Annotated in this window: 26 protein-coding genes; 12 read left to right on the top strand and 14 right to left on the bottom strand. The window is 59.7% G+C overall.

Annotated elements, in window-relative coordinates; translation table 11 throughout:
- The first annotated feature begins 83 nt into the window (after positions 1–83).
- On the top strand, positions 84–2,726 hold the full coding sequence (gene mprF, locus FBY12_RS09810; protein ID WP_145252743.1) for a bifunctional lysylphosphatidylglycerol flippase/synthetase MprF: 2,643 nt from the start codon (positions 84–86) through the stop codon (positions 2,724–2,726).
- On the top strand, positions 2,726–4,021 hold the full coding sequence (locus FBY12_RS09805; protein ID WP_145252742.1) for a virulence factor family protein: 1,296 nt from the start codon (positions 2,726–2,728) through the stop codon (positions 4,019–4,021). Before mprF ends, FBY12_RS09805 begins: the two co-directional genes overlap by 1 nt.
- Before the next feature lie 243 nt (positions 4,022–4,264).
- Here FBY12_RS09805 and FBY12_RS09800 read toward each other — a convergent pair whose 3' ends face one another.
- The 3 genes from FBY12_RS09800 to FBY12_RS09790 all read right to left on the bottom strand — a co-directional run bounded on the left by FBY12_RS09800 (position 4,265) and on the right by FBY12_RS09790 (position 6,933).
- On the bottom strand, positions 4,265–4,552 hold the full coding sequence (locus FBY12_RS09800; RefSeq protein ID WP_121731061.1) for a type II toxin-antitoxin system RelE/ParE family toxin: 288 nt from the start codon (positions 4,550–4,552) through the stop codon (positions 4,265–4,267).
- Between the two features lie 11 nt (positions 4,553–4,563).
- Positions 4,564–4,854: a type II toxin-antitoxin system Phd/YefM family antitoxin gene (locus FBY12_RS09795; protein WP_121731062.1), complete on the bottom strand. Its 291-nt coding sequence runs from the start codon at positions 4,852–4,854 to the stop codon at positions 4,564–4,566.
- Between the two features lie 177 nt (positions 4,855–5,031).
- The gene (locus FBY12_RS09790; RefSeq protein WP_145252741.1) at positions 5,032–6,933 is read right to left on the bottom strand and encodes a potassium transporter Kup; all 1,902 of its coding nucleotides are present in this window, start codon (positions 6,931–6,933) and stop codon (positions 5,032–5,034) included.
- Positions 6,934–7,221: 288 nt separating this feature from the next.
- Here FBY12_RS09790 and rimO point away from each other — a divergent pair, with 288 nt between their 5' ends.
- From rimO to tsaA, 6 genes are all read left to right on the top strand, one after another.
- Complete coding sequence (rimO, locus tag FBY12_RS09780) at positions 7,222–8,559, top strand: 30S ribosomal protein S12 methylthiotransferase RimO (RefSeq protein ID WP_092272280.1); 1,338 nt, start codon at positions 7,222–7,224, stop codon at positions 8,557–8,559.
- A 108-nt stretch (positions 8,560–8,667) separates the two neighbouring features.
- Positions 8,668–9,141, top strand: a complete 474-nt coding sequence (locus tag FBY12_RS09775) for a GNAT family N-acetyltransferase (RefSeq protein WP_145252740.1) — start codon at positions 8,668–8,670, stop codon at positions 9,139–9,141.
- Between the two features lie 190 nt (positions 9,142–9,331).
- Complete coding sequence (locus FBY12_RS09770; RefSeq protein ID WP_121731065.1) at positions 9,332–10,042, top strand: rRNA pseudouridine synthase; 711 nt, start codon at positions 9,332–9,334, stop codon at positions 10,040–10,042.
- A 74-nt stretch (positions 10,043–10,116) separates the two neighbouring features.
- Complete coding sequence (locus FBY12_RS09765; RefSeq protein WP_092272289.1) at positions 10,117–10,587, top strand: DUF1456 family protein; 471 nt, start codon at positions 10,117–10,119, stop codon at positions 10,585–10,587.
- Between the two features lie 187 nt (positions 10,588–10,774).
- Positions 10,775–11,545: an SDR family oxidoreductase gene (locus tag FBY12_RS09760; protein WP_145252739.1), complete on the top strand. Its 771-nt coding sequence runs from the start codon at positions 10,775–10,777 to the stop codon at positions 11,543–11,545.
- A gap of 166 nt (positions 11,546–11,711) precedes the next feature.
- A complete protein-coding gene (tsaA, locus tag FBY12_RS09755; RefSeq protein ID WP_145253288.1) occupies positions 11,712–12,410 on the top strand; it encodes a tRNA (N6-threonylcarbamoyladenosine(37)-N6)-methyltransferase TrmO in 699 nt (232 codons plus the stop codon).
- 122 nt (positions 12,411–12,532) lie between these two features.
- On the opposite strand, the gene fpr is transcribed toward tsaA, so the two are convergent.
- Positions 12,533–13,312: a ferredoxin-NADP reductase gene (fpr, locus tag FBY12_RS09750; RefSeq protein ID WP_003443014.1), complete on the bottom strand. Its 780-nt coding sequence runs from the start codon at positions 13,310–13,312 to the stop codon at positions 12,533–12,535.
- A gap of 138 nt (positions 13,313–13,450) precedes the next feature.
- Between fpr and FBY12_RS09745 the strand changes: the two genes are divergently transcribed.
- Positions 13,451–14,377, top strand: coding sequence for a LysR family transcriptional regulator (locus tag FBY12_RS09745; protein ID WP_178111742.1), 927 nt, complete (start codon positions 13,451–13,453; stop codon positions 14,375–14,377).
- On the opposite strand, the gene FBY12_RS09740 is transcribed toward FBY12_RS09745, so the two are convergent.
- Both FBY12_RS09740 and erdR read right to left on the bottom strand, forming a co-directional pair.
- Positions 14,374–14,736, bottom strand: a complete 363-nt coding sequence (locus FBY12_RS09740) for a diacylglycerol kinase (RefSeq protein WP_092272298.1) — start codon at positions 14,734–14,736, stop codon at positions 14,374–14,376. The two genes, FBY12_RS09745 and FBY12_RS09740, sit on opposite strands and share 4 nt — an antisense overlap.
- A gap of 74 nt (positions 14,737–14,810) precedes the next feature.
- Positions 14,811–15,461, bottom strand: coding sequence for a response regulator transcription factor ErdR (erdR, locus tag FBY12_RS09735; protein WP_145252738.1), 651 nt, complete (start codon positions 15,459–15,461; stop codon positions 14,811–14,813).
- Between erdR and FBY12_RS27830 the strand changes: the two genes are divergently transcribed.
- Positions 15,454–15,582, top strand: coding sequence for a hypothetical protein (locus FBY12_RS27830; RefSeq protein WP_256663294.1), 129 nt, complete (start codon positions 15,454–15,456; stop codon positions 15,580–15,582). The two genes, erdR and FBY12_RS27830, sit on opposite strands and share 8 nt — an antisense overlap.
- Before the next feature lie 133 nt (positions 15,583–15,715).
- On the opposite strand, the gene FBY12_RS09730 is transcribed toward FBY12_RS27830, so the two are convergent.
- Positions 15,716–16,474, bottom strand: a complete 759-nt coding sequence (locus FBY12_RS09730) for a tRNA-uridine aminocarboxypropyltransferase (protein WP_092272304.1) — start codon at positions 16,472–16,474, stop codon at positions 15,716–15,718.
- Positions 16,475–16,664: 190 nt separating this feature from the next.
- Between FBY12_RS09730 and FBY12_RS09725 the strand changes: the two genes are divergently transcribed.
- Entirely contained in the window at positions 16,665–17,090 is a 426-nt protein-coding gene (locus FBY12_RS09725) for a PA3611 family quorum-sensing-regulated virulence factor (RefSeq protein ID WP_121731071.1), read from the top strand.
- A gap of 16 nt (positions 17,091–17,106) precedes the next feature.
- On the opposite strand, the gene FBY12_RS09720 is transcribed toward FBY12_RS09725, so the two are convergent.
- Entirely contained in the window at positions 17,107–17,301 is a 195-nt protein-coding gene (locus FBY12_RS09720) for a hypothetical protein (protein WP_121731072.1), read from the bottom strand.
- Positions 17,302–17,649: 348 nt separating this feature from the next.
- Between FBY12_RS09720 and FBY12_RS09715 the strand changes: the two genes are divergently transcribed.
- Positions 17,650–18,768 (top strand): TIGR00730 family Rossman fold protein, encoded by a 1,119-nt coding sequence (locus tag FBY12_RS09715; protein ID WP_145252737.1) that lies wholly within the window; start codon positions 17,650–17,652, stop codon positions 18,766–18,768.
- Between the two features lie 50 nt (positions 18,769–18,818).
- Here the strand turns inward: FBY12_RS09715 and recX are convergent, their stop codons facing one another.
- From recX to FBY12_RS09685, 6 genes are all read right to left on the bottom strand, one after another.
- Complete coding sequence (gene recX / locus FBY12_RS09710) at positions 18,819–19,286, bottom strand: recombination regulator RecX (protein WP_145252736.1); 468 nt, start codon at positions 19,284–19,286, stop codon at positions 18,819–18,821.
- An 8-nt stretch (positions 19,287–19,294) separates the two neighbouring features.
- Positions 19,295–20,347, bottom strand: coding sequence for a recombinase RecA (recA, locus tag FBY12_RS09705; RefSeq protein ID WP_092272316.1), 1,053 nt, complete (start codon positions 20,345–20,347; stop codon positions 19,295–19,297).
- Positions 20,348–20,430: 83 nt separating this feature from the next.
- A complete protein-coding gene (locus FBY12_RS09700) occupies positions 20,431–20,931 on the bottom strand; it encodes a CinA family protein (RefSeq protein WP_145252735.1) in 501 nt (166 codons plus the stop codon).
- A gap of 79 nt (positions 20,932–21,010) precedes the next feature.
- Positions 21,011–21,541 carry a lysis system i-spanin subunit Rz gene (locus FBY12_RS09695; protein ID WP_145252734.1) on the bottom strand — a complete coding sequence of 177 codons (531 nt, stop codon included), beginning with the start codon at positions 21,539–21,541 and terminating at the stop codon, positions 21,011–21,013.
- The gene (locus FBY12_RS09690) at positions 21,523–22,113 is read right to left on the bottom strand and encodes a glycoside hydrolase family 19 protein (protein ID WP_371927400.1); all 591 of its coding nucleotides are present in this window, start codon (positions 22,111–22,113) and stop codon (positions 21,523–21,525) included. Before FBY12_RS09690 ends, FBY12_RS09695 begins: the two co-directional genes overlap by 19 nt.
- Before the next feature lie 37 nt (positions 22,114–22,150).
- The gene (locus FBY12_RS09685; RefSeq protein ID WP_145252733.1) at positions 22,151–23,167 is read right to left on the bottom strand and encodes a phage late control D family protein; all 1,017 of its coding nucleotides are present in this window, start codon (positions 23,165–23,167) and stop codon (positions 22,151–22,153) included.
- Positions 23,168–23,175 lie beyond the last annotated feature (8 nt).

Below are 23,175 nucleotides of genomic sequence, written 5' to 3'. Positions count from 1 at the left end.
AATTTGTGATTATTTTTTTCTACAGGGATTGGTAACTTGGCTCGATACCTCCATCCTGTCGCGCACAATCCAAGAGGTGATTGATGCGCGCCAATTCGTCTGATTCACAAGACCCCGTCACCGCGACACAACCGATCAAAGCCGAGCGTTTGCGCCTGCTTGATCGAGTCAGCAAGTACCGCCAGCCGATTGGTCTGGCGGTCACCCTGCTGTTGTTCGCCATTGCGCTGATTGCCTGTCGCCATCTATTAAGCGAACTTGATCTGTACGCACTCCACGACTCGATCCTGGAAGTGCCGAAACCGGCATTGATCGGTGCGCTGGCCGCGACTGTTGTTGGCTTCATTATTTTGCTCGGCTACGAATGGTCGGCCAGCCGTTATGCCGGCGTCACGCTGGCGCCGCGAACGTTGGCGCTGGGCGGTTTTACCGCGTTCGCCATCGGTAACGCGATCGGCCTGTCGATGCTCTCGGGCGGCTCGGTTCGCTACCGTTTATATGCACGGCATGGTCTGGGCGCTGCCGACGTCGCGCACATGACGCTGTTTGCCAGCCTCTCACTCGGTTGCGCGCTACCACCGCTGGCAGCGCTCGCGACCTTGAGCAACCTGCCCGCCGCCTCTGCCGCGCTGGGACTTTCCGAAATATTGCTCGGCGTGATTGCCGCTGCGGTGCTGCTGCTGACTGCGGTGCTGGCGATCGGTATTTATCGTCGGCGTTTGCCCGAACAGCCCTACCCCGACAACTTGCTGGTCAAGGCCGGCCGCCGCACGCTGCGCCTGCCGGGCCGGCGCCTGACTTTTCTGCAACTGGTGATCACCGCGCTGGACGTCGCCGCGGCCGCCACAGTGTTGTATCTGTTGCTGCCGGAAGCGCCGCCCTTCGGTGCGTTCCTGCTGGTTTACCTGTTGGCGCTGGCCGCCGGCGTGCTCAGCCATGTACCCGGCGGCGTCGGCGTGTTCGAAGCGATTCTGCTTGCCGCGTTTGCCGACACGCTCGGCGCTGCGCCACTCGCCGCTGCGCTGCTGCTTTATCGTCTGATTTACGTGGTGCTGCCGCTGCTGGTCGCGTGCATCTTCCTGCTGATCAATGAAGGCCAACGCCTGTTCCAATCGCGCCAGTCGCTGCGCGCGGCGTCCGGTCTGGCGGCGCCGATTCTGGCGTTGCTGGTGTTCCTGTCCGGCGTGGTGCTGCTGTTTTCCGGCGCGACTCCGGAGATCGACACCCGCCTGGAACACATCGGTTTTCTGATCCCGCATCGCCTGGTCGACGCCTCGCACTTTGGCGCCAGCCTGATCGGCGTGCTGTGTTTGCTGCTGGCTCAAGGCCTGCGCCGCCGACTCTCGGCGGCGTGGATGCTCACCACCATTCTGTTGCTGGTCGGCGCCCTGCTCTCGCTGCTCAAGGGTTTCGACTGGGAAGAAGCCTGCCTGATGACCCTCACCGCGAGCCTGCTCGGGGTGTTTCGCAGTTCGTTCTATCGCGCCAGCCGCCTGACTGAACTGCCGTTCTCGCCGCTGTATCTGGTGGCCAGCCTGTGCGTTCTCGCGGCGTCGATGTGGCTGCTGCTGTTTGCGTATCAGGATGTGCCTTACAGCCATCAGCTCTGGTGGCAGTTCACCCTCGACGCCGATGCGCCGCGTGGCTTGCGCTCGCTGCTGGGCGCCGCCGTGCTGCTGGTGGTGGTTTCGCTGACCTGGTTGCTGCGCACGGCGCGTCCGGTGATTCATTTGCCGACCACGGAAGAGCTGGACCGCGCGGTGAAAATCCTCATGGCGTCATCGCAACCCGACGGCGGCCTCGCGCTCACCGGCGACAAGGCGTTGCTGTTTCATCCCAACGACCAGGCGTTCCTGATGTACGCGCGCCGTGGCCGCAGCCTGGTGGCGTTGTACGACCCGATCGGTCCGAGCCAGCAACGTGCGGAAATGATCTGGCAGTTCCGTGACCTCTGCGATATCCATCACGCCCGCCCGGTGTTCTATCAGGTGCGCGCCGAGAACCTGCCGTACTACATGGACATCGGCCTGACCGCGATCAAGCTCGGCGAAGAAGCGCGGGTCGATCTGCATCGCTTTGATCTCGAAGCCAAGGGCAAAGAGATGAAAGACCTGCGCTACACCTGGAACCGTGGCACCCGCGACGGCTTGTCGCTGGAAATCCACGAACCGGGCCACGCGCCGATGGACGAGCTGCGGGTGATTTCCGATGCCTGGCTGACCGGCAAGAACGTGCGCGAGAAAGGCTTCTCGCTCGGCCGTTTCAGCGATGAATACCTCAAGCATTTCCGCGTCGCGGTGATTCGTTTCGAAGGGCGCCCGGTGGCATTCGCCAACCTGCTCGAGACTTACAGCCATGACTTGGCCAGCCTCGACCTGATGCGCGCGCACCCGGAAGCGCCGAAGCTGACCATGGAATTCATGATGGTCGGCCTGATTCAACATTATAAAAACCATGGATACGCGCGTTTCAGCCTGGGCATGGTGCCGCTCTCGGGGCTACAACCCCGGCGTGGCGCACCGCTGACCCAGCGTCTGGGCTCGATGGTATTCCGCCGTGGTGAGCAGCTGTACAACTTCCAAGGCTTGCGCCGCTTCAAAGACAAATTCCAGCCTGACTGGGAACCCCGTTATATGGCCGTGCCCGCCGGACTCGATCCGCTGGTGGCGCTGGCCGATACTGCCGCCCTGATTGCAGGCGGCTTGACTGGATTGGTGAAACGCTGATGATTCAACGCTCCTTGCGGTACGTACTGGCGGCACTGGTAATGCTGGCCCTGATTGCCGGTGGCGGTTACTGGTACATGAAACGCCCGGCACCGGAACCGACGCTCGAACAACTGCCGCCAGCCGATGGCGTGGCCATGACACGCGTGATCCCCGGCACCACGCCGAAGGCTCAGGTGTTGGTGGCAGTGCCCGACGAACAGAAACTCAACGACCAGCAACTCAAGACCCTGAGCCGCAGCGGTTCGGCGCAGATCGTCCAGGTGATCCTGCCCAAGGACTGCCTGCTGCAAAGCCGCGCGCTGCAATCGGGTTTGCGCCAACTGCAAGGCCCGGCAACGCTGGTCAGCGGCATCGGCCCCGGCGCTGTGCTGGCGTGGCGCTGGTTGGCCGAGCAGAAGGACGACAAGGCGCAAGCCGTTTCCGTCGACCTCGCGCTGGAAAAACCCGGCTGCACGCACCTGCTGCCAAAAACTGCGACCCACGGCCACTGGCTGGCGGCCTGGAACGACAACCCGGACGACACCAGCGCCGGTTTTGTGCGCGATCAACCCAACGCCGAAACCAGCATCAGCGACTACGACATCAACCTGCCGCAAGTGCTGAACAACGAACTGCGCAAGATTCTCGTCGGCGGCGATAAAGCCGCAGGCGGCCTGCAGATTCCGGTCGTCGAAGTCCCGGCTGGCCAGGCCAAGGACACCGTCACCCTGTTCCTCTCCGGTGACGGCGGCTGGCGCGACCTCGACCGCGATGTGGCGGGCGAGATGGCCAAAATCGGTTATCCGGTGGTCGGTATCGATACCCTGCGCTACTACTGGCAGCACAAGAGCCCCGAGCAAAGCGCCCTCGACCTCGCCGAACTGATGCAGCACTACCGGCAGAAATGGGGCACCAAACGCTTCATCCTCACCGGCTACTCGTTCGGCGCCGACGTGTTGCCAGCGATCTACAACCGCTTGGAACCCGCCGAGCAGCAACGCGTCGACGCGATCATTCTGCTGGCGTTCGCCCGCACCGGCAGCTTCGAAATCGAAGTCGAAGGCTGGCTCGGCAACGCCGGTAAAGAAGCCGCCACTGGCCCGGAAATGGCCAAACTGCCCGCCGACAAAGTGGTGTGCATCTACGGCGAAGAAGAAGTCGACGAGAGCGGCTGTACTGACAAGAGCGCCGTAGGCGAAGCGCTGAAACTGCCGGGAGGGCATCACTTCGATGAAAACTACCCGGCGCTGGCAAAGCGGCTGGTGGACATCATCGAGAAGCGTCAGGCCAAGGAAGAAGCAGCGCAGGAGTGATGTAAGCCTCGCTGAATAAAAAAGCCCCCGCAGCCTAAGGTTGCGGGGGCTTTTTCATTGCAGCAGACACCCTGCTTTCCTGTAGGAGTGAGCCTGCTCGCGATGGCGTAGGCTCAGGCAGCATCGATAGCGAATGATCCACCGCTATCGCGAGCAGGCTCGCTCCTACAGGGGATTTTTGTTCCTTCGAAATATCCACCAGACACAAAAAAGCCCCCGCTACCTCAACGGCAACGGGGGCTTTTAAACACGGCGTTCCGCGGCATCGTATACCTCTGCGTCGCGCCGGGCGCCCACCGCGATGATCAATACCTCAATCGCTTTCCCGTTAACCCGGTAAACAATGCGCGTGTCGCCTGCTCGAATCCGTCTGCAGCCTGCAAGGCTGGCCCTGAGCGGTTTACCGCTCTTGTCCGGCTCGCCGTTGATTATTCGCTCTTCGATCACATCAAGAATACGGTTAGCAGAAACAGCTCCGAGCAGATCCAGATCCTTCTGGACTTCCGGATGATAGATAACGCCCCAAATCATCCACAGCTCCCTTAGTCCTTTTTGGCGTAGCGGGCCCGCATATTGTCGTGGCTGACCGCCGTGGCCTGATCAAAACCGATCAATCGCTCGCGAGCTGCGGCCTCGATGCGAAGGTCCTCAAGCTCATCGAGCATTTCCTGATACGCATCGACGTTGATAATGACCGCCGCTGGCTGATTGTCTTTAAAGATCACCAGACGCTCAGTGGCGCGGCTGGATATTTCCTTAAGCCTTGCACTGAAGCCCCTTACCATTGCAGTCACAGAGATTGCCTGGTCAGCACGCTCTAGCAATGCAGTCATACACACCTCCTGCCTCTTTATATGTCTTAACCCTGCATACGTTTGTGCGCAGAGTGTTGCGTTTAATTCTGCATAGATCAAGCGGAAAAAATTGATTGGCTTGAGCCAGAGGCGATACCACCACACACAAAAAAGCCCCCGCTACCTCAACGGCAGCGGGGGCTTTTCTCCAAAGGCTTACATCTCCACCTGTGTCCCCAGCTCAATCACCCGGTTCAGCGGCAGATTAAAAAACCGCAAATTGCCGTTGGCGTTCTGCAACATGAACGCAAACAGTGCTTCGCGCCAGCGCGCCATGCCTTCGAGTTTCGAGGCGATGACCGTTTCGCGGCTGAGGAAGTAGGTGGTGCGCATCGGGCTGAAGTCGAGTTCGGCGAGGTGGCACAGTTTCAGCGCTTGCGGCACGTCGGGTTCGTCGACGAAGCCGAAGTGCAGGATGACCCGGAAGAAGCCTTGGCCGTACGCATCGACTTCAAAACGGCGTGACGCCGGCACGCGCGGGATGTCTTCGTAAACCACCGTCAGCAGCACCACTTGCTCATGCAGCACCTGATTGTGCAGCAAATTGTGCAACAGCGCGTGGGGCACGGCATCGGGGCGCGCGGTGAGGAACACGGCGGTGCCCTGGACGCGATGCGGCGGTTGCACGGCGATGCTGCTGATGAAGATCGGCAGTGGCAGGCCGCCCTCGTCGAGACGTTCGACCAGCAGTTGTTTGCCGCGTTTCCAGGTGGTCATCAGCACGAACAGGACGATACCGGCGATCACCGGGAACGCGCCGCCCTGGACGATTTTCGGTACGTTGGCGGCGAAGTACAGGCCATCGACGACGAGGAAACCGATCGACAACGGTACTGCGAGGATCGGTGGCCACTTCCACAGCAGCAACATCACCGCCGATACCAGCACGGTGGTCATCAGCATGGTGCCGGTCACCGCAACGCCGTACGCCGAGGCCAGCGCGCCGGAGGATTCGAAGCCGAGCACCAGCAGGATCACGCCAACCATCAGCGACCAGTTCACCGCGCCGATGTAGATCTGGCCCTGTTCGGCGCTGGAGGTGTGCTGGATGTGCATGCGCGGAATGTAGCCGAGCTGGATCGCCTGACGGGTCAGCGAGAACGCGCCGGAAATCACCGCTTGCGAGGCGATCACAGTGGCCAGTGTCGAGAGACCGACCAGCGGGATCAGCGCCCAGCTCGGCGCCAACAGATAGAACGGGTTGCGCGCCGCTTCCGGATCACCGAGCAGCAACGCGCCCTGGCCGAAATAGTTGAGCACCAGCGCCGGCAACACGAGGATGAACCACGCGCGGGCAATCGGCTTGCGGCCGAAGTGACCCATGTCGGCGTACAGCGCTTCGGCGCCGGTCAGTGCCAGCACCACCGCGCCGAGAATCGCCACGCCCATGCCCGGATGGACAATAAAGAAGCGCACGGCCCACACCGGGTTCATCGCCTGAAGCACTTCCGGGTGTTGCAGAATTCCGTAAACGCCAAGGGCGCCAAGCACGACAAACCAGGTGACCATGATCGGCCCGAATAGAATGCCGATGCGCGCGGTGCCGTGGCGCTGAATCAAAAACAGCGCCACCAGCACCACCAGCGACAGCGGCACGACCCAATGGTCGATGCCATCGAATGCCAGCCCGAGGCCTTCGACCGCCGAAAGTACCGAGATCGCCGGGGTGATCATGCTGTCGCCGTAGAACAGCGCCGCGCCGATCAGCCCGCACACCACCAGCAAAGTGCGCAGTTTCGGATGCCCGGCGGCGGCGCGACGGGCCAGCGCGGTCAGGGCCATGATCCCGCCCTCGCCCTGGTTGTCGGCGCGCAGCACGAACATCATGTATTTGAACGAGACCACCCAGATCAGCGACCAGAAGATCAGCGCCAGGATGCCCAACACACCGTCATGGTTGACCGGCACGCCATAGGCCCCGGAAAAAACTTCCTTGAGCGTATACAACGGGCTGGTGCCGATATCGCCGTAAACCACCCCGACCGCCGCGACCAGCATGCCGATCGGTTTTGCTGCCGAATGCTCGCTGCCCGCCGTCTGACTACTTGCCTGACCCATCCACCACTCCTACCACTCAGACCCGGACTTCATATAAGAAGCACTATGCTTTGCCGTGCAGCATGCGCCGTTTTACTTACTGTTACAGACGTTTTATTGACTATGAAAAACCGATAAAGCTCAACGGCGCGAAGCATAGCGCAGCACTCGTCGCATTTCCCTCATAAAGCTGGTCAAGTGCCTCGCCCATCGCTAGAATTGCGCACTTTTTGATCAGAGGCACACCAAGTGCCCGTCAGTCGCCTTGCCGTTCCCGGCTGGAGGCGTCAACAAATACCGAGGTTAGACATGTCCACCACTCCCGCCACGGCCAATCCAAAGGTTGGCTTCGTATCTCTGGGCTGCCCAAAAGCCCTGGTCGACTCCGAGCGCATCCTTACCCAGCTGCGTATGGAAGGCTATGACGTTGTGTCCACGTACGAAGACGCCGATGTGGTGGTGGTCAACACCTGCGGCTTCATCGACTCGGCCAAGGCTGAATCGCTGGAAGTGATTGGCGAAGCGATCAAGGAAAACGGCAAGGTCATCGTCACCGGGTGCATGGGTGTCGAGGAAGGCAATATTCGCAAGGTCCACCCGAGCGTGCTCGCCGTGACCGGTCCGCAGCAATACGAGCAAGTGGTCAACGCCGTGCACGACGCCGTGCCGCCGCGTCAGGATCACAACCCGCTGATCGACCTGGTGCCGCCGCAAGGCGTGAAACTGACGCCGCGCCACTACGCGTACCTGAAGATTTCCGAAGGCTGCAACCATAGCTGCAGCTTCTGCATCATCCCGTCGATGCGCGGCAAACTGGTCAGCCGTCCGGTCGGCGACGTCCTCGACGAAGCGCAGCGTCTGGTCAAGGCCGGCGTCAAAGAGCTGCTGGTGATTTCGCAAGACACCAGCGCCTACGGCGTCGACGTCAAGTACCGCACCGGTTTCTGGAACGGCGCGCCGGTGAAAACCCGCATGACCGAACTCTGCGAAGCCCTGAGCTCGCTCGGTGTCTGGGTGCGCCTGCACTACGTTTACCCGTACCCGCACGTTGACGAACTGATCCCGCTGATGGCCGCCGGGAAAATCCTGCCGTACCTGGACATCCCGTTCCAGCACGCCAGCCCGAAAGTCCTCAAAGCGATGAAACGCCCGGCGTTCGAAGACAAGACCCTGGCGCGGATCAAGAACTGGCGCGAGATCTGCCCGGACCTGATCATCCGTTCGACCTTCATCGTCGGTTTCCCCGGCGAAACCGAAGAAGACTTCCAGTACCTGCTGAATTGGCTGACCGAAGCGCAACTTGATCGCGTCGGTTGCTTCCAGTACTCGCCGGTCGAAGGCGCCCCGGCCAACCTGCTGGACGCGGCCATCGTCCCGGACGACGTCAAGCAAGACCGTTGGGATCGCTTCATGGCGCACCAGCAAGCGATCAGCTCGGCGCGCCTGCAACTGCGCGTCGGCCGTGAAATCGAAGTGCTGGTCGATGAAGTCGACGAGCAAGGCGCGGTCGGCCGCTGCTTCTTCGATGCCCCGGAAATCGACGGCAACGTATTTATCGACAACGGCAGCAACCTGAAGCCGGGCGACAAAGTCTGGTGCAAAGTCACCGACGCCGACGAATACGACTTGTGGGCTGAACAGATCTAAACGCAAAAAATCCGAAAGCCCCGCTCTCTAGACGAGATGCGGGGCTTTTTTACGTCTATCGTTTCTGAAGAAAGGATTCTTATCACTACCCAACGGAGGCAGGCGGGCATGCGCCAGCACTCGGTCATTCATACGCCGAAACAAAGCGATTACGCAGAACTCACACGGGTCTGGGAGGCATCGGTGCGCGCCACCCATGACTTTCTGCCGGACAGTTACATCGAACTGCTGAAGAACCTGGTGCTGACCCGTTACCTCGATGCCGTGATGTTGATCTGCACCAAAGACTCGCGCCAGCGCATCACCGGTTTTGCCGGGATCGCGGCGGGCAAGATTGAAATGCTCTTCATCGACCCGGCGCATCGCGGTCAGGGTTTGGGCAAACAGTTGCTGCGTTATGCGCTGGAACATTTGAACGCTTACGAACTGGACGTCAACGAGCAGAACCCGCAAGCGCTGGGGTTTTACTTCAAGCAGGGTTTTGAGGTGATTGGCCGCACCGAACATGACGGCATGGGCCAACCCTACCCGCTGCTGCACATGCGTTTGCGCCAGAACCAGCAACGTTCCAACCATGGCTGACACAAAACAAATCAAGTGCAGGAGTGAGCCTGCTCGCGATTGCGGTATGTCATTCAACAGCTAAATTGACTGAACCACCGCTATCGCGAGCAGGCTCACTCCCACAAAAAGCCGAACCTCGCAAATGGAGCCGGGATTAACCGGCGCCCAGCAGGTACAATGCCCACCCCTTTTTTGTTACGGCCCTGTCATGACTGACCCGATTCGTCTCTCCAAACGCCTCATCGAACTCGTCGGCTGTTCCCGTCGGGAGGCTGAGCTGTTCATCGAGGGCGGCTGGGTCACCGTTGACGGCGAAGTCATCGACGAGCCGCAATTCAAGGTCGACCAGCAGAAAGTCGAGCTTGATCCAGAAGCCAAGGCCACTGCGCCAGAGCCGGTGACCATCCTGCTCAACGTGCCCGTGGGCATGGACGCAGACACCGCGCTGGCAACCCTCAGCCCCGAGACCCTGAGCGAAGAACACCGCTTCAGCAAGCGACCGCTCAAGGGCCACTTCCTGCGCCTGACCGCCAGCACCGACCTGCAGGCCAACGCCAGCGGTCTGCTGGTGTTCACCCAGGACTGGAAGATCCTGCGAAAACTCACGGCGGATGCGGCGAAAATCGAGCAGGAATACGTGGTCGAGGTCGAAGGCGACATGGTGGCTCACGGCCTCAATCGCCTGAATCACGGTCTCACCTACAAAGGCAAGGAGCTGCCGGCGGTCAAGGCCAGTTGGCAGAACGAGAACCGTCTGCGCTTCGCCATGAAAAACCCGCAACCGGGCGTAATCGCCCTGTTCTGCCAGGCCGTTGGCCTCAAGGTTGTCGCCATCCGTCGCATTCGCATCGGCGGCGTGTCCATCGGCAAAGTGCCGTTGGGCCAATGGCGCTACCTGTCCGGCAAAGAGAAGTTCTAAGACTTTTCACGCCGCCCTACATCTCGGCGCCGCTTTTTATGCGGCGCCCACTGCCGATATCAGGATTGCACACCATGATTCATAACGACGTACTGCGCAGCGTGCGCTACATGCTCGACATCAGCGACAAGAAACTCATCGAGATCATCAAGATCGGCGGCATGGACGTGTCCATGGAAGACCTGCTGACTTACCTCGATAAGAAAGAAGAGGACGAAGAAGGCTTCGTGCGCTGCCCGGACGAAGTCATGGCGCACTTCCTCGATGGCCTGGTGATCTTCAAGCGCGGCAAGGACGAAAGCCGTCCGCCGCAGCCAATCGAAACGCCGGTGACCAATAACATCATCCTGAAGAAACTGCGCGTCGCTTTCGAACTGAAAGAAGACGACATGCACGCGATCCTCAAGGCTTCCGAGTTCCCGGTGTCCAAGCCTGAGCTGAGCGCACTGTTCCGCAAGTTCGGCCACACCAACTACCGCACCTGCGGCGACCAGTTGCTGCGTAACTTCCTCAAAGGCCTGACCCTGCGCGTTCGCCCGCAGTAATCGCCTGCCCCCTCTTGTAGGAGCGAGGCTTGCCCGCGAAGGCGATCTCAAAAACGCCGTCGCGAGCAAGCGTTGCTCCTACAGGGGAGCGACATAGCGCTTCATTCCTCGCAAAAATAGTGGCTCCGCTTCTGGCGGCTGACGACTAGGGTGTATTGACCCTCAGCTCTCAGTCGAAGGAAGTGCCATGCACCCCTACTTTTCCCTGCAAGGCCGCACCGCTCTGGTGACCGGCGGCACCCGTGGTATCGGCAAAATGATCGCCAGGGCCTACGTCGAGGCCGGCGCCACGGTGTTCGTCTGCGCGCGCGACGCCGAGGCTTGCCAGCAAACCGCCGAAGAATTGAGCGCGCTGGGCCGCTGTCAGGCAATGGCGGCGAATCTGGCCACCGAGGAAGGCGTACTGCAACTGGCCACGCGCCTCGGCGAGCAGGTCGATCAACTGGATATTCTGGTGAACAACGCCGGCACCACTTGGGGCGCGCCACTGGAGAGCTACCCGGTGAAGGGCTGGGAAAAGGTCATGCAGTTGAACGTGACCTCGGTGTTCAATTGCATCCAGCAGTTTCTGCCGTTGTTGCGCAAGGCCGGTTCGGCAGCCAATCCGGCGCGGATCATCAACATCGGCTCGGTCGCGGGGATTTCTTCGTTTGGCGAACAGGCGTATGCCTACGGGCCGAGCAAGGCTGCGCTGCATCAATTGTCGCGGATTCTGGCGCGCGAACTGGTCAGCCAGCACATCAATGTCAACGTGATCGCGCCGGGTCGGTTCCCAAGCAAAATGACCCAGCATATTGGCAACGATGAGCAGGCACTTGCGGAAGATACGGCGCTGATCCCGATGAAACGCTGGGGCCGCGAGGAAGAAATGGCCGCGCTGGCGATCAGTCTGGCGAGTACGGCTGGGGCTTACATGACGGGGAATATTATTCCGTTGGATGGTGGGTTCAGCCTTTAAATCGGCAGCGCGGCCATCGCGAGCAGGCTCACTCCTGCATTTGATCTATGCCGCACGCGAGATCAGTGTGGGAGCGAGCTTGCTCGATGGCGGACTGACAGGCACCACCGATGTAACGGTCGATCGGGTTATCATGCCCGCCTCCATTCCCGCCTCGACCCAAACCATGACCTACAGCGTTTCCCCCATCGGCTTCGTGCGCTCCTGCTTCAAGGAGAAATTCGCCATCCCCCGTCAACCGCAACTGGCCCCGGCCGCGCGCGGCGTGTTGGAACTGGTGGCGCCGTTCGATCAGGGTGACGCGGTGCAGGGCCTGGAGCAGGTCAGCCATGTCTGGTTGCTGTTCCTGTTTCACCAGGCCCTCGAAGAAAAGCCGCGCCTGAAGGTCCGCCCGCCGCGTCTGGGCGGCAACAAGTCCATGGGCGTGTTTGCCACCCGCGCGACACATCGGCCCAATGGCATCGGCCAATCGGTGGTGAAACTGGACAAGGTCGAAGCCAATCGGCTGTTCATCTCCGGGATCGACCTGCTCGACGGCACGCCGATTCTCGACATCAAACCCTACGTGCCTTACGCCGACATCATCGACGAAGCCTCCAACAGCATTGCCAGTGCCGCGCCGCAGCTGATTCCCGTGCAGTGGACGGATTCGGCATTGCAGCAGGCGCATGGCCATGCTCAGCGTCTGGATGAGCCGTTGGTGGCGCTGATCGAGCAGTGTCTGGCGCAAGACCCTCGCCCGGCGTATCAGATTCCTGCACCCGAAAGAGAATACGGCGCGCAGTTCTGGGACCTGGATGTGCGTTGGCATTACCCCGAGGCTGGTTTGATTCGCGTCCTCGAAGTTATCCCCGCGAAGGACTGAGCACCAGAAACAACTGTGGGAGCGAGCCTGCTCGCGATGGCGGTGTGACAGTCAACATTGATGTCGACTGACATTCCCCCATCGCGAGCAGGCTCGCTCCCACAGGTAAAACAGCGGTGTGCTTACTTCTCGACGAACGCTCGCTCGATCAGGTAGTCACCCGGCTCGCGCATCCGAGGCGAAACTTTCAGGCCGAAGCTGTTCAGCACTTCGCTGGTTTCGTCGAGCATGCTCGGGCTGCCGCACAGCATGGCGCGGTCGTCCTGCGGGTTGATCGGTGGCAGGCCGATGTCGCTGAACAGCTTGCCGCTGCGCATCAGATCGGTCAGACGACCTTCGTTCTCGAACGGCTCGCGGGTCACGGTCGGGTAGTAGATCAACTTGTCACGCAGGGCCTCGCCGAAGAACTCGTTCTGCGGCAGGTGCTCGGTAATGAACTCGCGGTAGGCGACTTCGTTGACGTAACGCACGCCGTGGCACAGGATCACTTTTTCAAAACGCTCGTAGGTTTCCGGGTCCTGGATGACGCTCATGAACGGCGCCAGACCGGTACCGGTGCTGAGCAGGTACAAATGTTTGCCAGGCTTCAAGTCATCCAGCACCAGCGTGCCGGTAGGCTTCTTGCTGATGATGATCTCGTCGCCTTCCTTCAGATGCTGCAACTGAGAAGTCAGCGGGCCATCAGGCACTTTGATGCTGAAGAACTCCAGATGCTCTTCCCAGTTCGGGCTGGCAATCGAGTAAGCGCGCATAAGCGGGCGGCCATTGGGCTGTTGCAGGCCGATCATCACGAACTGACCGTTCTCGAAGCGCAGGCCCGGATCACGGGTGCACTTGAAGCTGAACAGAGTGTCGTTCCAGTGGTGAACACTGAGGACACGCTCGTGGTTCATGTTGCTCATGTACGTGGGACTCCTGGAGATTGGTCTGCGCTGGCTGCGTGAAAAATGAACCGATGTGCGCAATTGCATCGCATTCTAATGGCAGCCACAATATCTGTTAACTGGATTATTAAGATAAGGGTTATCGGTTATATAGATATGCGATTTACTCTACGTCAACTTCAAGTCTTCGTCGCCGTTGCTCAGCAGGAAAGCGTATCCCGTGCTGCGGGTCTGCTCAACCTCTCGCAATCAGCGGCCAGCACCTCGATCACCGAGCTGGAGCGCCAGTCCAGTTGCCAACTGTTCGACCGCGCCGGCAAACGCCTGAGCCTTAATGCCCTCGGCAAACAACTGTTGCCGCAAGCGGTGGCGCTGCTCGACCAGTCCAAAGAGATCGAAGACTTGCTTAACGGCAAATCCGGTTTCGGCTCGTTGGCCGTCGGCGCGACCCTGACCATCGGCAATTACCTGGCGACGTTGCTGATCGGCAGCTTCATGCAGCGCCACCCGGAAAGCCAGGTGAAACTGCACGTGCAGAACACTGCCAACATCGTGCAACAAGTCGCTCACTACGAAATTGATCTGGGTCTGATAGAAGGTGATTGCAGCCATCCGGATATCGAAGTGCAGAGCTGGGTCGAGGATGAACTGGTGGTGTTCTGCGCGCCGCAACATCCGCTGGCGAAACGCGGCATCGCGAGCATGGAAGAATTGAGCCACGAAGCATGGATTTTGCGTGAACAAGGATCCGGCACGCGCCTGACCTTCGATCAAGCCATGCGTCACCATCGCAGCGCGTTGAATATTCGCCTCGAGCTGGAACACACCGAAGCGATCAAACGCGCGGTGGAATCAGGCTTGGGGATTGGCTGCATTTCACGCCTGGCGCTGCGCGATGCATTCCGCCGCGGCAGTCTGGTGGCGGTCGAGACGCCAGATCTGGACCTGGCGCGGCAGTTCTATTTCATCTGGCACAAACAGAAATTTCAGACACCGGCGATGCGCGAATTCCTCGACTTGTGCCGCGCTTTCACCGCTGGGGTTCAGCGCAGCGACGAGATCGTCCTGCCGAGCATCGCTTAAAGCAGGATCACCGCCCACACCAGCGCAATCATGGTCAACGCCACGAACTGAGCGGCGCTGCCCATGTCTTTGGCGTTCTTCGACAGCGGGTGCAATTCAAGGGAAATGCGGTCGATGGCCGCTTCTACCGCCGAATTCAGCAACTCGACAATCAGCGCCAACAGGCACACGGCAATCAACAACGCTTGCTCGACGCGGCTGACGTTCAGGAAGAACGAAAGCGGAATCAGCACGACGTTGAGCAACACCAGTTGCCGAAAAGCCGCCTCGCCGGTGAAGGCTGCGCGCAGACCGTCCAGTGAATAACCGGAGGCGTTGAGGATGCGTTTGAGGCCGGTCTGGCCTTTAAAAGGTGACATAGAGTGGGCAACTGACCAGAAAGGAGTGGGAAAGCTAGAGTAATCAAAGTCAAAAAAGCGTGAATAAGCGGCGCTTAATTATTCGAAATTGACTCAAGTTGTTGCAAGAGCAAAGCAGCTTGGGTTCGGGTCCGCACATTCAGCTTGCGGAAAATCGCCGTGACATGCGCCTTGATCGTCGCTTCGGACACGCTCAGCTCATAGGCGATCTGCTTGTTCAGCAAACCCTCGCAGACCATCGTCAATACGCGAAACTGCTGCGGCGTCAGGCTCGCAAGCCCTTCACTGGCAGCCTTGGCCTCGGCGGACACACTCACCGCTTCAAACGCCTGCGGCGGCCAGTACACATCGCCATCCAGCACCGCACGCACGGCTTTTTGAATAACCCCGAGGTCGCTCGACTTCGGAATAAAACCACTGGCGCCGAATTCACGGGACTTGACCATGATCGTCGCTTCTTCCTGCGCCGAAACCATCACCACCGGGATCTGCGGGTATTGCCCGCGCAACAGCACCAGCCCGGAAAAACCGTAAGCGCCGGGCATGTTCAGGTCCAGCAGCACCAGATCCCAATCGGCCTTTTCGTCGAGACGGGTTTCCAGCTCGGCAATACTTGCCACTTCCACCAGACGCACGTCGGGGCCCAGGCCCAGGGTCAGCGCCTGATGCAGCGCACTACGAAAAAGGGGATGGTCATCGGCAATCAGGATTTCGTATGTGGCCATTTTTCAAATGATCCTGTTTTTCATGGGACGCCTGATGCATTCAGGCCTCGCCAAAACAACTCTGGGTGCAGCCACGGAGCTGCACCAACAGGGCACGTTCAACGCCAATTACGCGGGCTGAGCAAGCAGCTCCCGGACGTAAGAAGTCGGCGTATCAAACTTTGGCCGCACCCCAATCGGCGCCAAGCATGCCCAGCCAAACAAGGGTGGTCAAGGTGCGTTGCCGGGACAGTTCTTTGCAGTATGGGCGACAATCAGCCGATCACCGGCGCCGTGTTCTGCACGAATGGCTTCAGCTCGGCGTGCGCGGGTGTTTCCACGTTCATTTCCAGCTGTTGCTTGGCGTCCAGATAATGTTGGCTGAAGACGTCGAAGTAGGCGTCCAGCGCCGAGGCCGCGGCGCTGTCGCCCGCCAGATCCAGACACAATGCGGCCACTTCCGCAGTGCACAAATGCTCGCTGCGGGTCGAGCGGCGCAATCGGTAACGCGAGAGCTTTTCCGGCAACAGGCTGAGGATCGGCAGGCGATCGAAATAAGGGCTTTTGCGGAAAATCTTCCGCGCCTCGGTCCACGTGGCGTCGAGCAAAATGAACAGCGGCCGCTTGCTGCTATCGACGTCGACGGTATTGGTCACCCGTTCGGGCTCGACATATTCGCCGGGAAACACCAGATACGGCTGCCATTGCGGATCGGCCAGCAAGTCCAGCAACTGCTGATCGGTCTCGGTGCGCGACCATATAAAGGCATGGTTATCGCGCACCACGTCGGCAATCAGCCAACCGGTATTGCTCGGTTTGAACACTTCTTTATTGGTCATGATCAGGCACACGCCAGAGCGCGTTTCCACCTGCGGACGCCACGCGCACAGGCAATGGCTCTCGATCACGCGGCAGGCGCGGCACCGCGTTGCCCGCCAGCCACGGGCCTGAATCGGCTTGATACCTTCCTCTTCGCGCTGATCGCGCAAACGGGCCACGGCGTTTATCGCAAACTTGGCAGGCACGGGATTCATCGCAGGCAACGCCGACAGGCAAGGTAAATCGACACAAAAAGGCACTCGGCAACGGGGAAAGTGCCGCAGTTTATCAGAGCGGCCGGCGCAAGCCTGTACCGTCCGGGCCCGCTCCCCTATAATTCGCCGCCACTGAACGCACAGTCATGTGGCTGGTCGAAATCACCAGTCACTGAACCAGGAGAGTTTCATGCTGCGCCTTATCGTTCCCACCGCTGCCGTTTTGCTGGCGTCGTCCTTCACCGCTCAAGCCGCTTCCTTGAGTGAGCAAAATCTCAGCAGAGAACTGCGCAACGTCGCCGCACAGAGCAGCGTCGGCACGCCTCGGGCAATCAACGAAGACATTCTTGATCAGGGCTACACCGTTGAAGGCACTACGCTGATCAACCACCTGAGCGTGCAAAGCAGCCATGCCGACAAAATGCGCGCTGACCCCAAAGCCGTGTATTTCCAGCTGGGCGCGTCGGTTTGCAACAATCCATCGTTCCGCAAACTGATGGCCAAAGGCGCGGTGATGCGCTACGACTTCACCGAAGTGAAGACCAACCGCAACGTCGGCTCTGCCAGCTATCAGGAATCCGATTGCCCGAAAGCCGGTCCGGCGAAGAAGAAGTAATTATCGGAAGAAGCAGTTATCGAGAATTGGCGCGCCGCTGTTCATCCTCGGCGCGCAATTCTGCCAACAATGCCTGCAAATAGCGCGACCGGCGTTCGCCGCCGCCCAGACGCCGACAGCACTCCTCTTCAAGACTCAAATGATTGGTCTCGGCTGCCGATTTCAATAATCGATACAGTTGCGCATCGATCTCCAGAATCAATCTGGCCATGGCTTCCCGCCTCCCTGCACACCCTCTGATCCCTGAATCGCGTGAACCTTGCGTGTTGTCGTTGACGCAAAGTTGTCGTGTCACATCTGTAACTTAGTAAATCAGAGCCACAGCCACCGGGACCACGTTCAGACGAGCGGCGAAACCACCTCGGGAATCGTTAATAAGCGGTTGCCAGGAAAGACTTTGCGGCGCAATGATCAACCCGGCGCAATTGCCCTCGAGGGACTAGATTTAATCTATTCACACTGTATTGAAGGCCGAAAAGGAGCGGCCCGTTGTGTATTTGTTGCGAAGGTTTTTTCCATGCACTGGGAAAACCACAGCCTGCATGCAAGGAGAAGTTGAATGCCTTACCTACCGAATGACCTCCTCAGCCGTCATTTTGAAGAAAGCGGCCACGACCTCATCAGCAAGGTCGAAGAGCAACTCAAGCTGGTTTCACCGAACAGCCCCAATATTCCGATTTACCGCGACATGATCCTGACTGTGCTGCGCATGGCCCAGGAAGATCACAACCGCTGGAACGCCAAGATCACCCTGCAAGCCCTGCGCGAACTGGAGCACGCCTTTCGTGTGCTGGAACAGTTCAAGGGACGTCGCAAAGTCACGGTTTTCGGCTCGGCGCGCACGCCGATTGAACATCCGCTGTATGGCATGGCCCGCGAACTCGGCGCTGCAATTGCACGCTCGGACCTGATGGTGATCACCGGTGCCGGCGGCGGGATCATGGCCGCCGCCCATGAAGGCGCCGGTCGGGAGCACAGCCTGGGTTTCAATATCACCCTGCCCTTCGAGCAACATGCCAACCCGACGGTGCAAGGCACGACCAATCTGCTGTCCTTCCACTTCTTTTTCACGCGCAAGCTGTTCTTCGTCAAAGAGGCCGATGCACTGGTTTTGTGCCCCGGCGGTTTTGGCACACTGGACGAAGCGCTGGAAGTGCTGACGTTGATCCAGACGGGCAAAAGCCCCTTGGTGCCAGTGGTGTTGCTGGATGTGCCGGGTGGCACGTTCTGGCAAGGCGCGCTGGATTTTATCCAACATCAACTGGCGGACAACCGCTACATCCTGCCCACAGATTTAAAGCTGGTCAGCCTGGTCCACAGCGCCGAAGAGGCGGTGGCTGAGATCAACCAGTTCTACAGCAACTTCCACTCCAGCCGCTGGCTCAAAAAGCAGTTTGTGATCCGCATGAATCATCAACTCAGCGAAGATGCGCTTGAAGAGATGCAAACGGCTTTCGCCGATTTGTGCCTGAGCGATCATTTCCATCAGCACGTTTATGCCGGCGAAGAGCACGATGATCCGCAGTTCAGCCATCTGGCGCGACTGGCTTTCACCTTCAATGCCCGTGACCATGGGCGCCTGCGCGAACTGGTGGATTACATCAACCTGCCGGAAAACTGGGAGCAGCCCCAACCCCAAGCGCAACAGCGTTCACGGGAACCGTCGAACGTGAGCTAAACGACAGGCAAAAAAAACGGCCCGCTATCGAAATAGCGGGCCGTTTTCATTTAATCGTCGACTCCTCGACCGCTGAACAAGCGACTGATCATCTCCATGGAAAACCCCCGATAACTGAGAAAACGCCCTTGCTTGGCGCGTTCACGCATGTCGATCGGCAGGTGCCCGGCAAACTTGCGACGCCAGGTTTCTTCCAGTTGTTCCTGCCAATTGATACCGCTCTCGCGTAACGCGAGTTCGATGTCGGGACGCTGCAGACCACGCTGGCTGAGTTCTTCGCGGATCCGCAAAGGCCCATAGCCGGAACGGGCGCGGTAGGAGACAAAACTTTCGAGGTAACGGGATTCGGAGAGCAAGCCCTCTTCCGTCAACCGGTCGAGCGCGGTGTCGATCATTTCAGGGAGAGCGCCGCGCTGACGCAGTTTACGCGTCAGCTCGACTCGACCGTGCTCGCGTCGGGCGAGCAGGTCCATGGCGGTTCGCCGCACCGCGACGAGTGTATCGAGTACGGCGGTCATCGGATCAATCAGATATCAGCGTCAGCCAGGTCATCAGCAGTCGCTTTGGCTGGCGACGCCTTGACGTCCGGTGCCGGGCTCAGCAGCTTGTCGCGCAGTTGCTTCTCGAGCGTTGCGGCGATGTCCGGGTTTTCTGCCAGGTACTTGGCCGAGTTGGCCTTGCCCTGACCGATCTTGGTGCCGTTGTAGGCATACCAGGCACCGGACTTCTCGACGAAACCGTGCAGCACACCGAGGTCGATCATCTCACCGTTGAGGTAGATGCCTTTGCCGTAAAGAATCTGGAACTCGGCCTGACGGAACGGCGAAGCAACCTTGTTCTTCACAACCTTGACGCGGGTTTCGCTACCAACAACCTCGTCACCTTCTTTCACCGCGCCAGTACGGCGGATGTCCAGACGAACCGAGGCGTAGAACTTCAGCGCGTTACCACCGGTGGTGGTTTCCGGGCTGCCGAACATCACGCCGATTTTCATCCGGATCTGGTTGATGAAAATAACCAGGCAGTTGGCGTTCTTGATGTTACCGGTGATTTTACGCAGCGCCTGGGACATCAGACGGGCTTGCAGGCCCACGTGCATGTCACCCATTTCGCCTTCGATTTCAGCCTTCGGCACCAGTGCAGCAACGGAGTCGACGATGATCACGTCAACTGCGTTGGAACGCACCAGCATGTCGGTGATTTCCAGGGCCTGCTCGCCGGTGTCCGGCTGGGAAACCAGCAGGTCGTCGACGTTGACGCCCAGTTTGCCAGCGTACTCAGGGTCGAGTGCGTGTTCGGCGTCGACGAATGCGCAGGTCGCGCCGGCTTTTTGAGCCTGGGCGATCACGGACAGCGTCAGTGTGGTTTTACCGGAGGATTCAGGACCGTAGATCTCGACGATACGACCTTTTGGCAGGCCGCCAATGCCGAGCGCGATGTCCAGACCCAGAGAGCCAGTGGAAATAGCCGGGATCGCCTGACGGTCTTGATCGCCCATACGCATCACGGCACCCTTGCCGAATTGACGTTCGATCTGACCCAGGGCCGCAGCCAAGGCTTTCTTCTTGTTGTCGTCCATTAAAGTCCTCACGTAATCAATAAGGCCTGACGGCCAACACCTGTATAAGTAGCCAGTATTATTCCACAGCGTTTGAGGATCGCCTACCCCTGATTTGAGATTTCTCCGGCGGCGTGGCGCAGCAGCCCCTCTAGCGCGGCCTTCACCGTTTGTCGGCGGACCTCGTCGCGGTTGCCGGCAAAGTGCTGGACCTCACTGAAAACCGCGTCGCCGACACCCCAGGCCAGCCAGACCGTGCCCACCGGCTTGCTCGCCGAGCCGCCATCCGGCCCCGCGACACCGCTGACCGCCACGGCAAAATGCGCATGACTTTTGTCCTGCGCGCCAATCACCATGGCCTCGACCACCTCGCGACTGACTGCCCCCACCGATTCAAACAACGCCTCGGGAACATTCAATTGCGCGGTTTTCTGCCGGTTGGAGTACGTCACGTAGCCAGCCTCAAACCAGGCCGAGCTCCCGGGAATACGCGTGATCGCCTCGGCAATCCCGCCACCGGTACACGACTCGGCAGTGGTGACATGAGCATTGAGAACCTGCAGGCGTCTGCCAAGTTCAGCGGCCAGCTGGGTGATTTCTTTCACAGTCCTCTCCTGATCGAGCGCAATGGAACCACCGTACACGAGCAAATGCCGCTTGCAAGCCGCAGCATGGGTCCAAATGTTAGCGAGCCAGGGCTTTCACATACGCCTGACACGCCTGCAAGGCAATCAATCCGCGGTCGCCGGCGTCGGTGATGGCGATAATTCGTTGAGCATGCGCCGGGTCAAGTCGGGCGCGTGCGGCGCCATGATCCACGCCGCCGGCGCCGGTGGCGGCGGGCAATGCGCAATTGGCGGCGAGGTCGCTGGCGTCGAGAAGGACTGACAGGCGCACATCAGCAGTAGCAAGACGATCGCGCAAGCGATCCTGATCACGTTGGGCATCGCTTAGCACTCGATAATGGGTTTGCTCACTGGCCGACAAACGTTGCTCCAGAGCCTGGCGTCTAGCCTGCTCGGCCCGTTGCTGGGTCGCCGTTGCTTCGCTCAATTGACTCAGCGTTTGCGCATGCAATCTGGCCTGCTCCGCCAGTTGCCGGCCAAGCCGCCAACCCTGAACCTGCCAGGCCAGCGCCGCCGCAACACCCGCCAACACGGCTACCAACAGCACGACGCCAATCACCCGCCAGGACATCAGGCTGAAGGCTGGCATAACAGCGCCCTCGCCCGCGCCCACAATTGCAGGCGATCCTCGAGCCCGTTGAGACCACCGTTGATCCGCCGCGTGATGCTGTTGAACTGGTCGCGATCAGCCAGTTCGTTCAAACCTTTCTGCTCCCAGAACCACGCGGCGGATTCGGCGGCCCATTGCGGTTTTTCCAGCAGTTCGGGGATAAACAGCAAACGATCATCACCGAACAAGCCAAGACTGCAGGTTCGGTAGTTATCGCGTCCGGTGATCTGAATCAGCCCACGGCCGCGGTACTTCTGACCGTCGCCATCCGCCTGCGGGGTATTGCCCAAACGCGCGGCGAGGCTGCCGGTGTCGTACTTGCTCAGGTATTGGTCGCTGCCCAACTCCCGCACGTACTGCAACTGCCCCGACTCGTGGCCGACCTGCGCGAGGAACGCGGCGATGCGTTTCGGCGTGTTGATGTTGCGGTGGGTCATGGCGGTGTTGAGGGCGGAAATGAAAACGCCCGCTTGGGTGCGGGCGTTGGGGAACAGTTGCTGCAATTGTGCCGACGTAAGGGGCAGCGGCGCGAGGATCGGATTGATCGTCATGAAAGCGCTCCAGAATCAAAAGAATAGCGACGAGTTTTTACTGCGAAGGATCGAGGCAGTTCGCGACAAGGGTGCATTGATAGCTTTCTGCACGGCTGCCACTGGCGGTCAGCGTGTTGACGGACCATCGGCCCTGCATGATTTTCGGCCAAGTGGCGTCGAGGTGGATCACCCCTTCCGCCGCCAGGTCCGGATGCCCCGGGCAGGTAATGGTCAGCGTGAAAGCCTCGCGCTCCAGCCTGCGCAATTCGCCCTCGGCTGCAGCCCTGGCCTGATCTTCGTTCTGGCAACGCCGTGGCAGGGTTTTGAACGGCGCGACGCCCAACTGAAACGTACGCTGCTTGCCCGCCGCTGCATCCCACCAGGTCGTCACACAGCCCTGGTATTTCGATTGGGCCTTCTCATCGAGCACCGCGCTGATAAAAGCCGGGTCGCCCGGGCGATTGTCCTTTGTCACGGAGAGCAACACTTCGGTGACCGGTTTGCCCGAAATCGATGTCAGTTGCCCGCGCAACGCCAACACATAAAGCCCTTTGATCGGCTTGGTCACGGCGAAATAAATAGCCGCGACACGCGTCAGAAAACCCATGTCCGTTTCGTTGCTCTGGTCGATGTGATCGATTTTTTTCGACTCCAGCTCCGGCGCCACACGCGGTGAAAAACCGTGCTTCATGGTCAACTGGCGGAACAGCGCGCCGAGGGTGATGGGACCATAACTGGCAGATCGACGCTGCCTGAAGCCGGTCTCATCACCGACACTCAACGGCGCCGACATCGCCGTCAGCGATAACTGCAGCGGGTACAGAGACGGCTTGCGCTGAGTGATCACAAACACGCCTTTGTCGACCAGCCCGGTCTCTTGGTAACCCACCCGAAAACCGATTCTGCCGCCAAGGCTGGGCAGTCCTTCGAGCCCGTCGATATCGATGATGAGTTGGATCTTGTCAGACTCGATCCCCGACGCATCGGTGTGCACCCAACTGACCAGCCGCTCGTTGAGCAGCGTGGCATTGGCGCCGTAAATCTCCACGGCCGGTGTAAATCCAAGCGTCATGTAACCTC

It is taken from the genome of Pseudomonas sp. SJZ131, assembly GCF_007828705.1.
In the GTDB taxonomy this organism is placed as follows: domain Bacteria; phylum Pseudomonadota; class Gammaproteobacteria; order Pseudomonadales; family Pseudomonadaceae; genus Aquipseudomonas; species Aquipseudomonas prosekii.
Note: the sequence above shows the minus strand (reverse complement) of the source record. Positions and strands in the feature narration are given on the sequence as shown.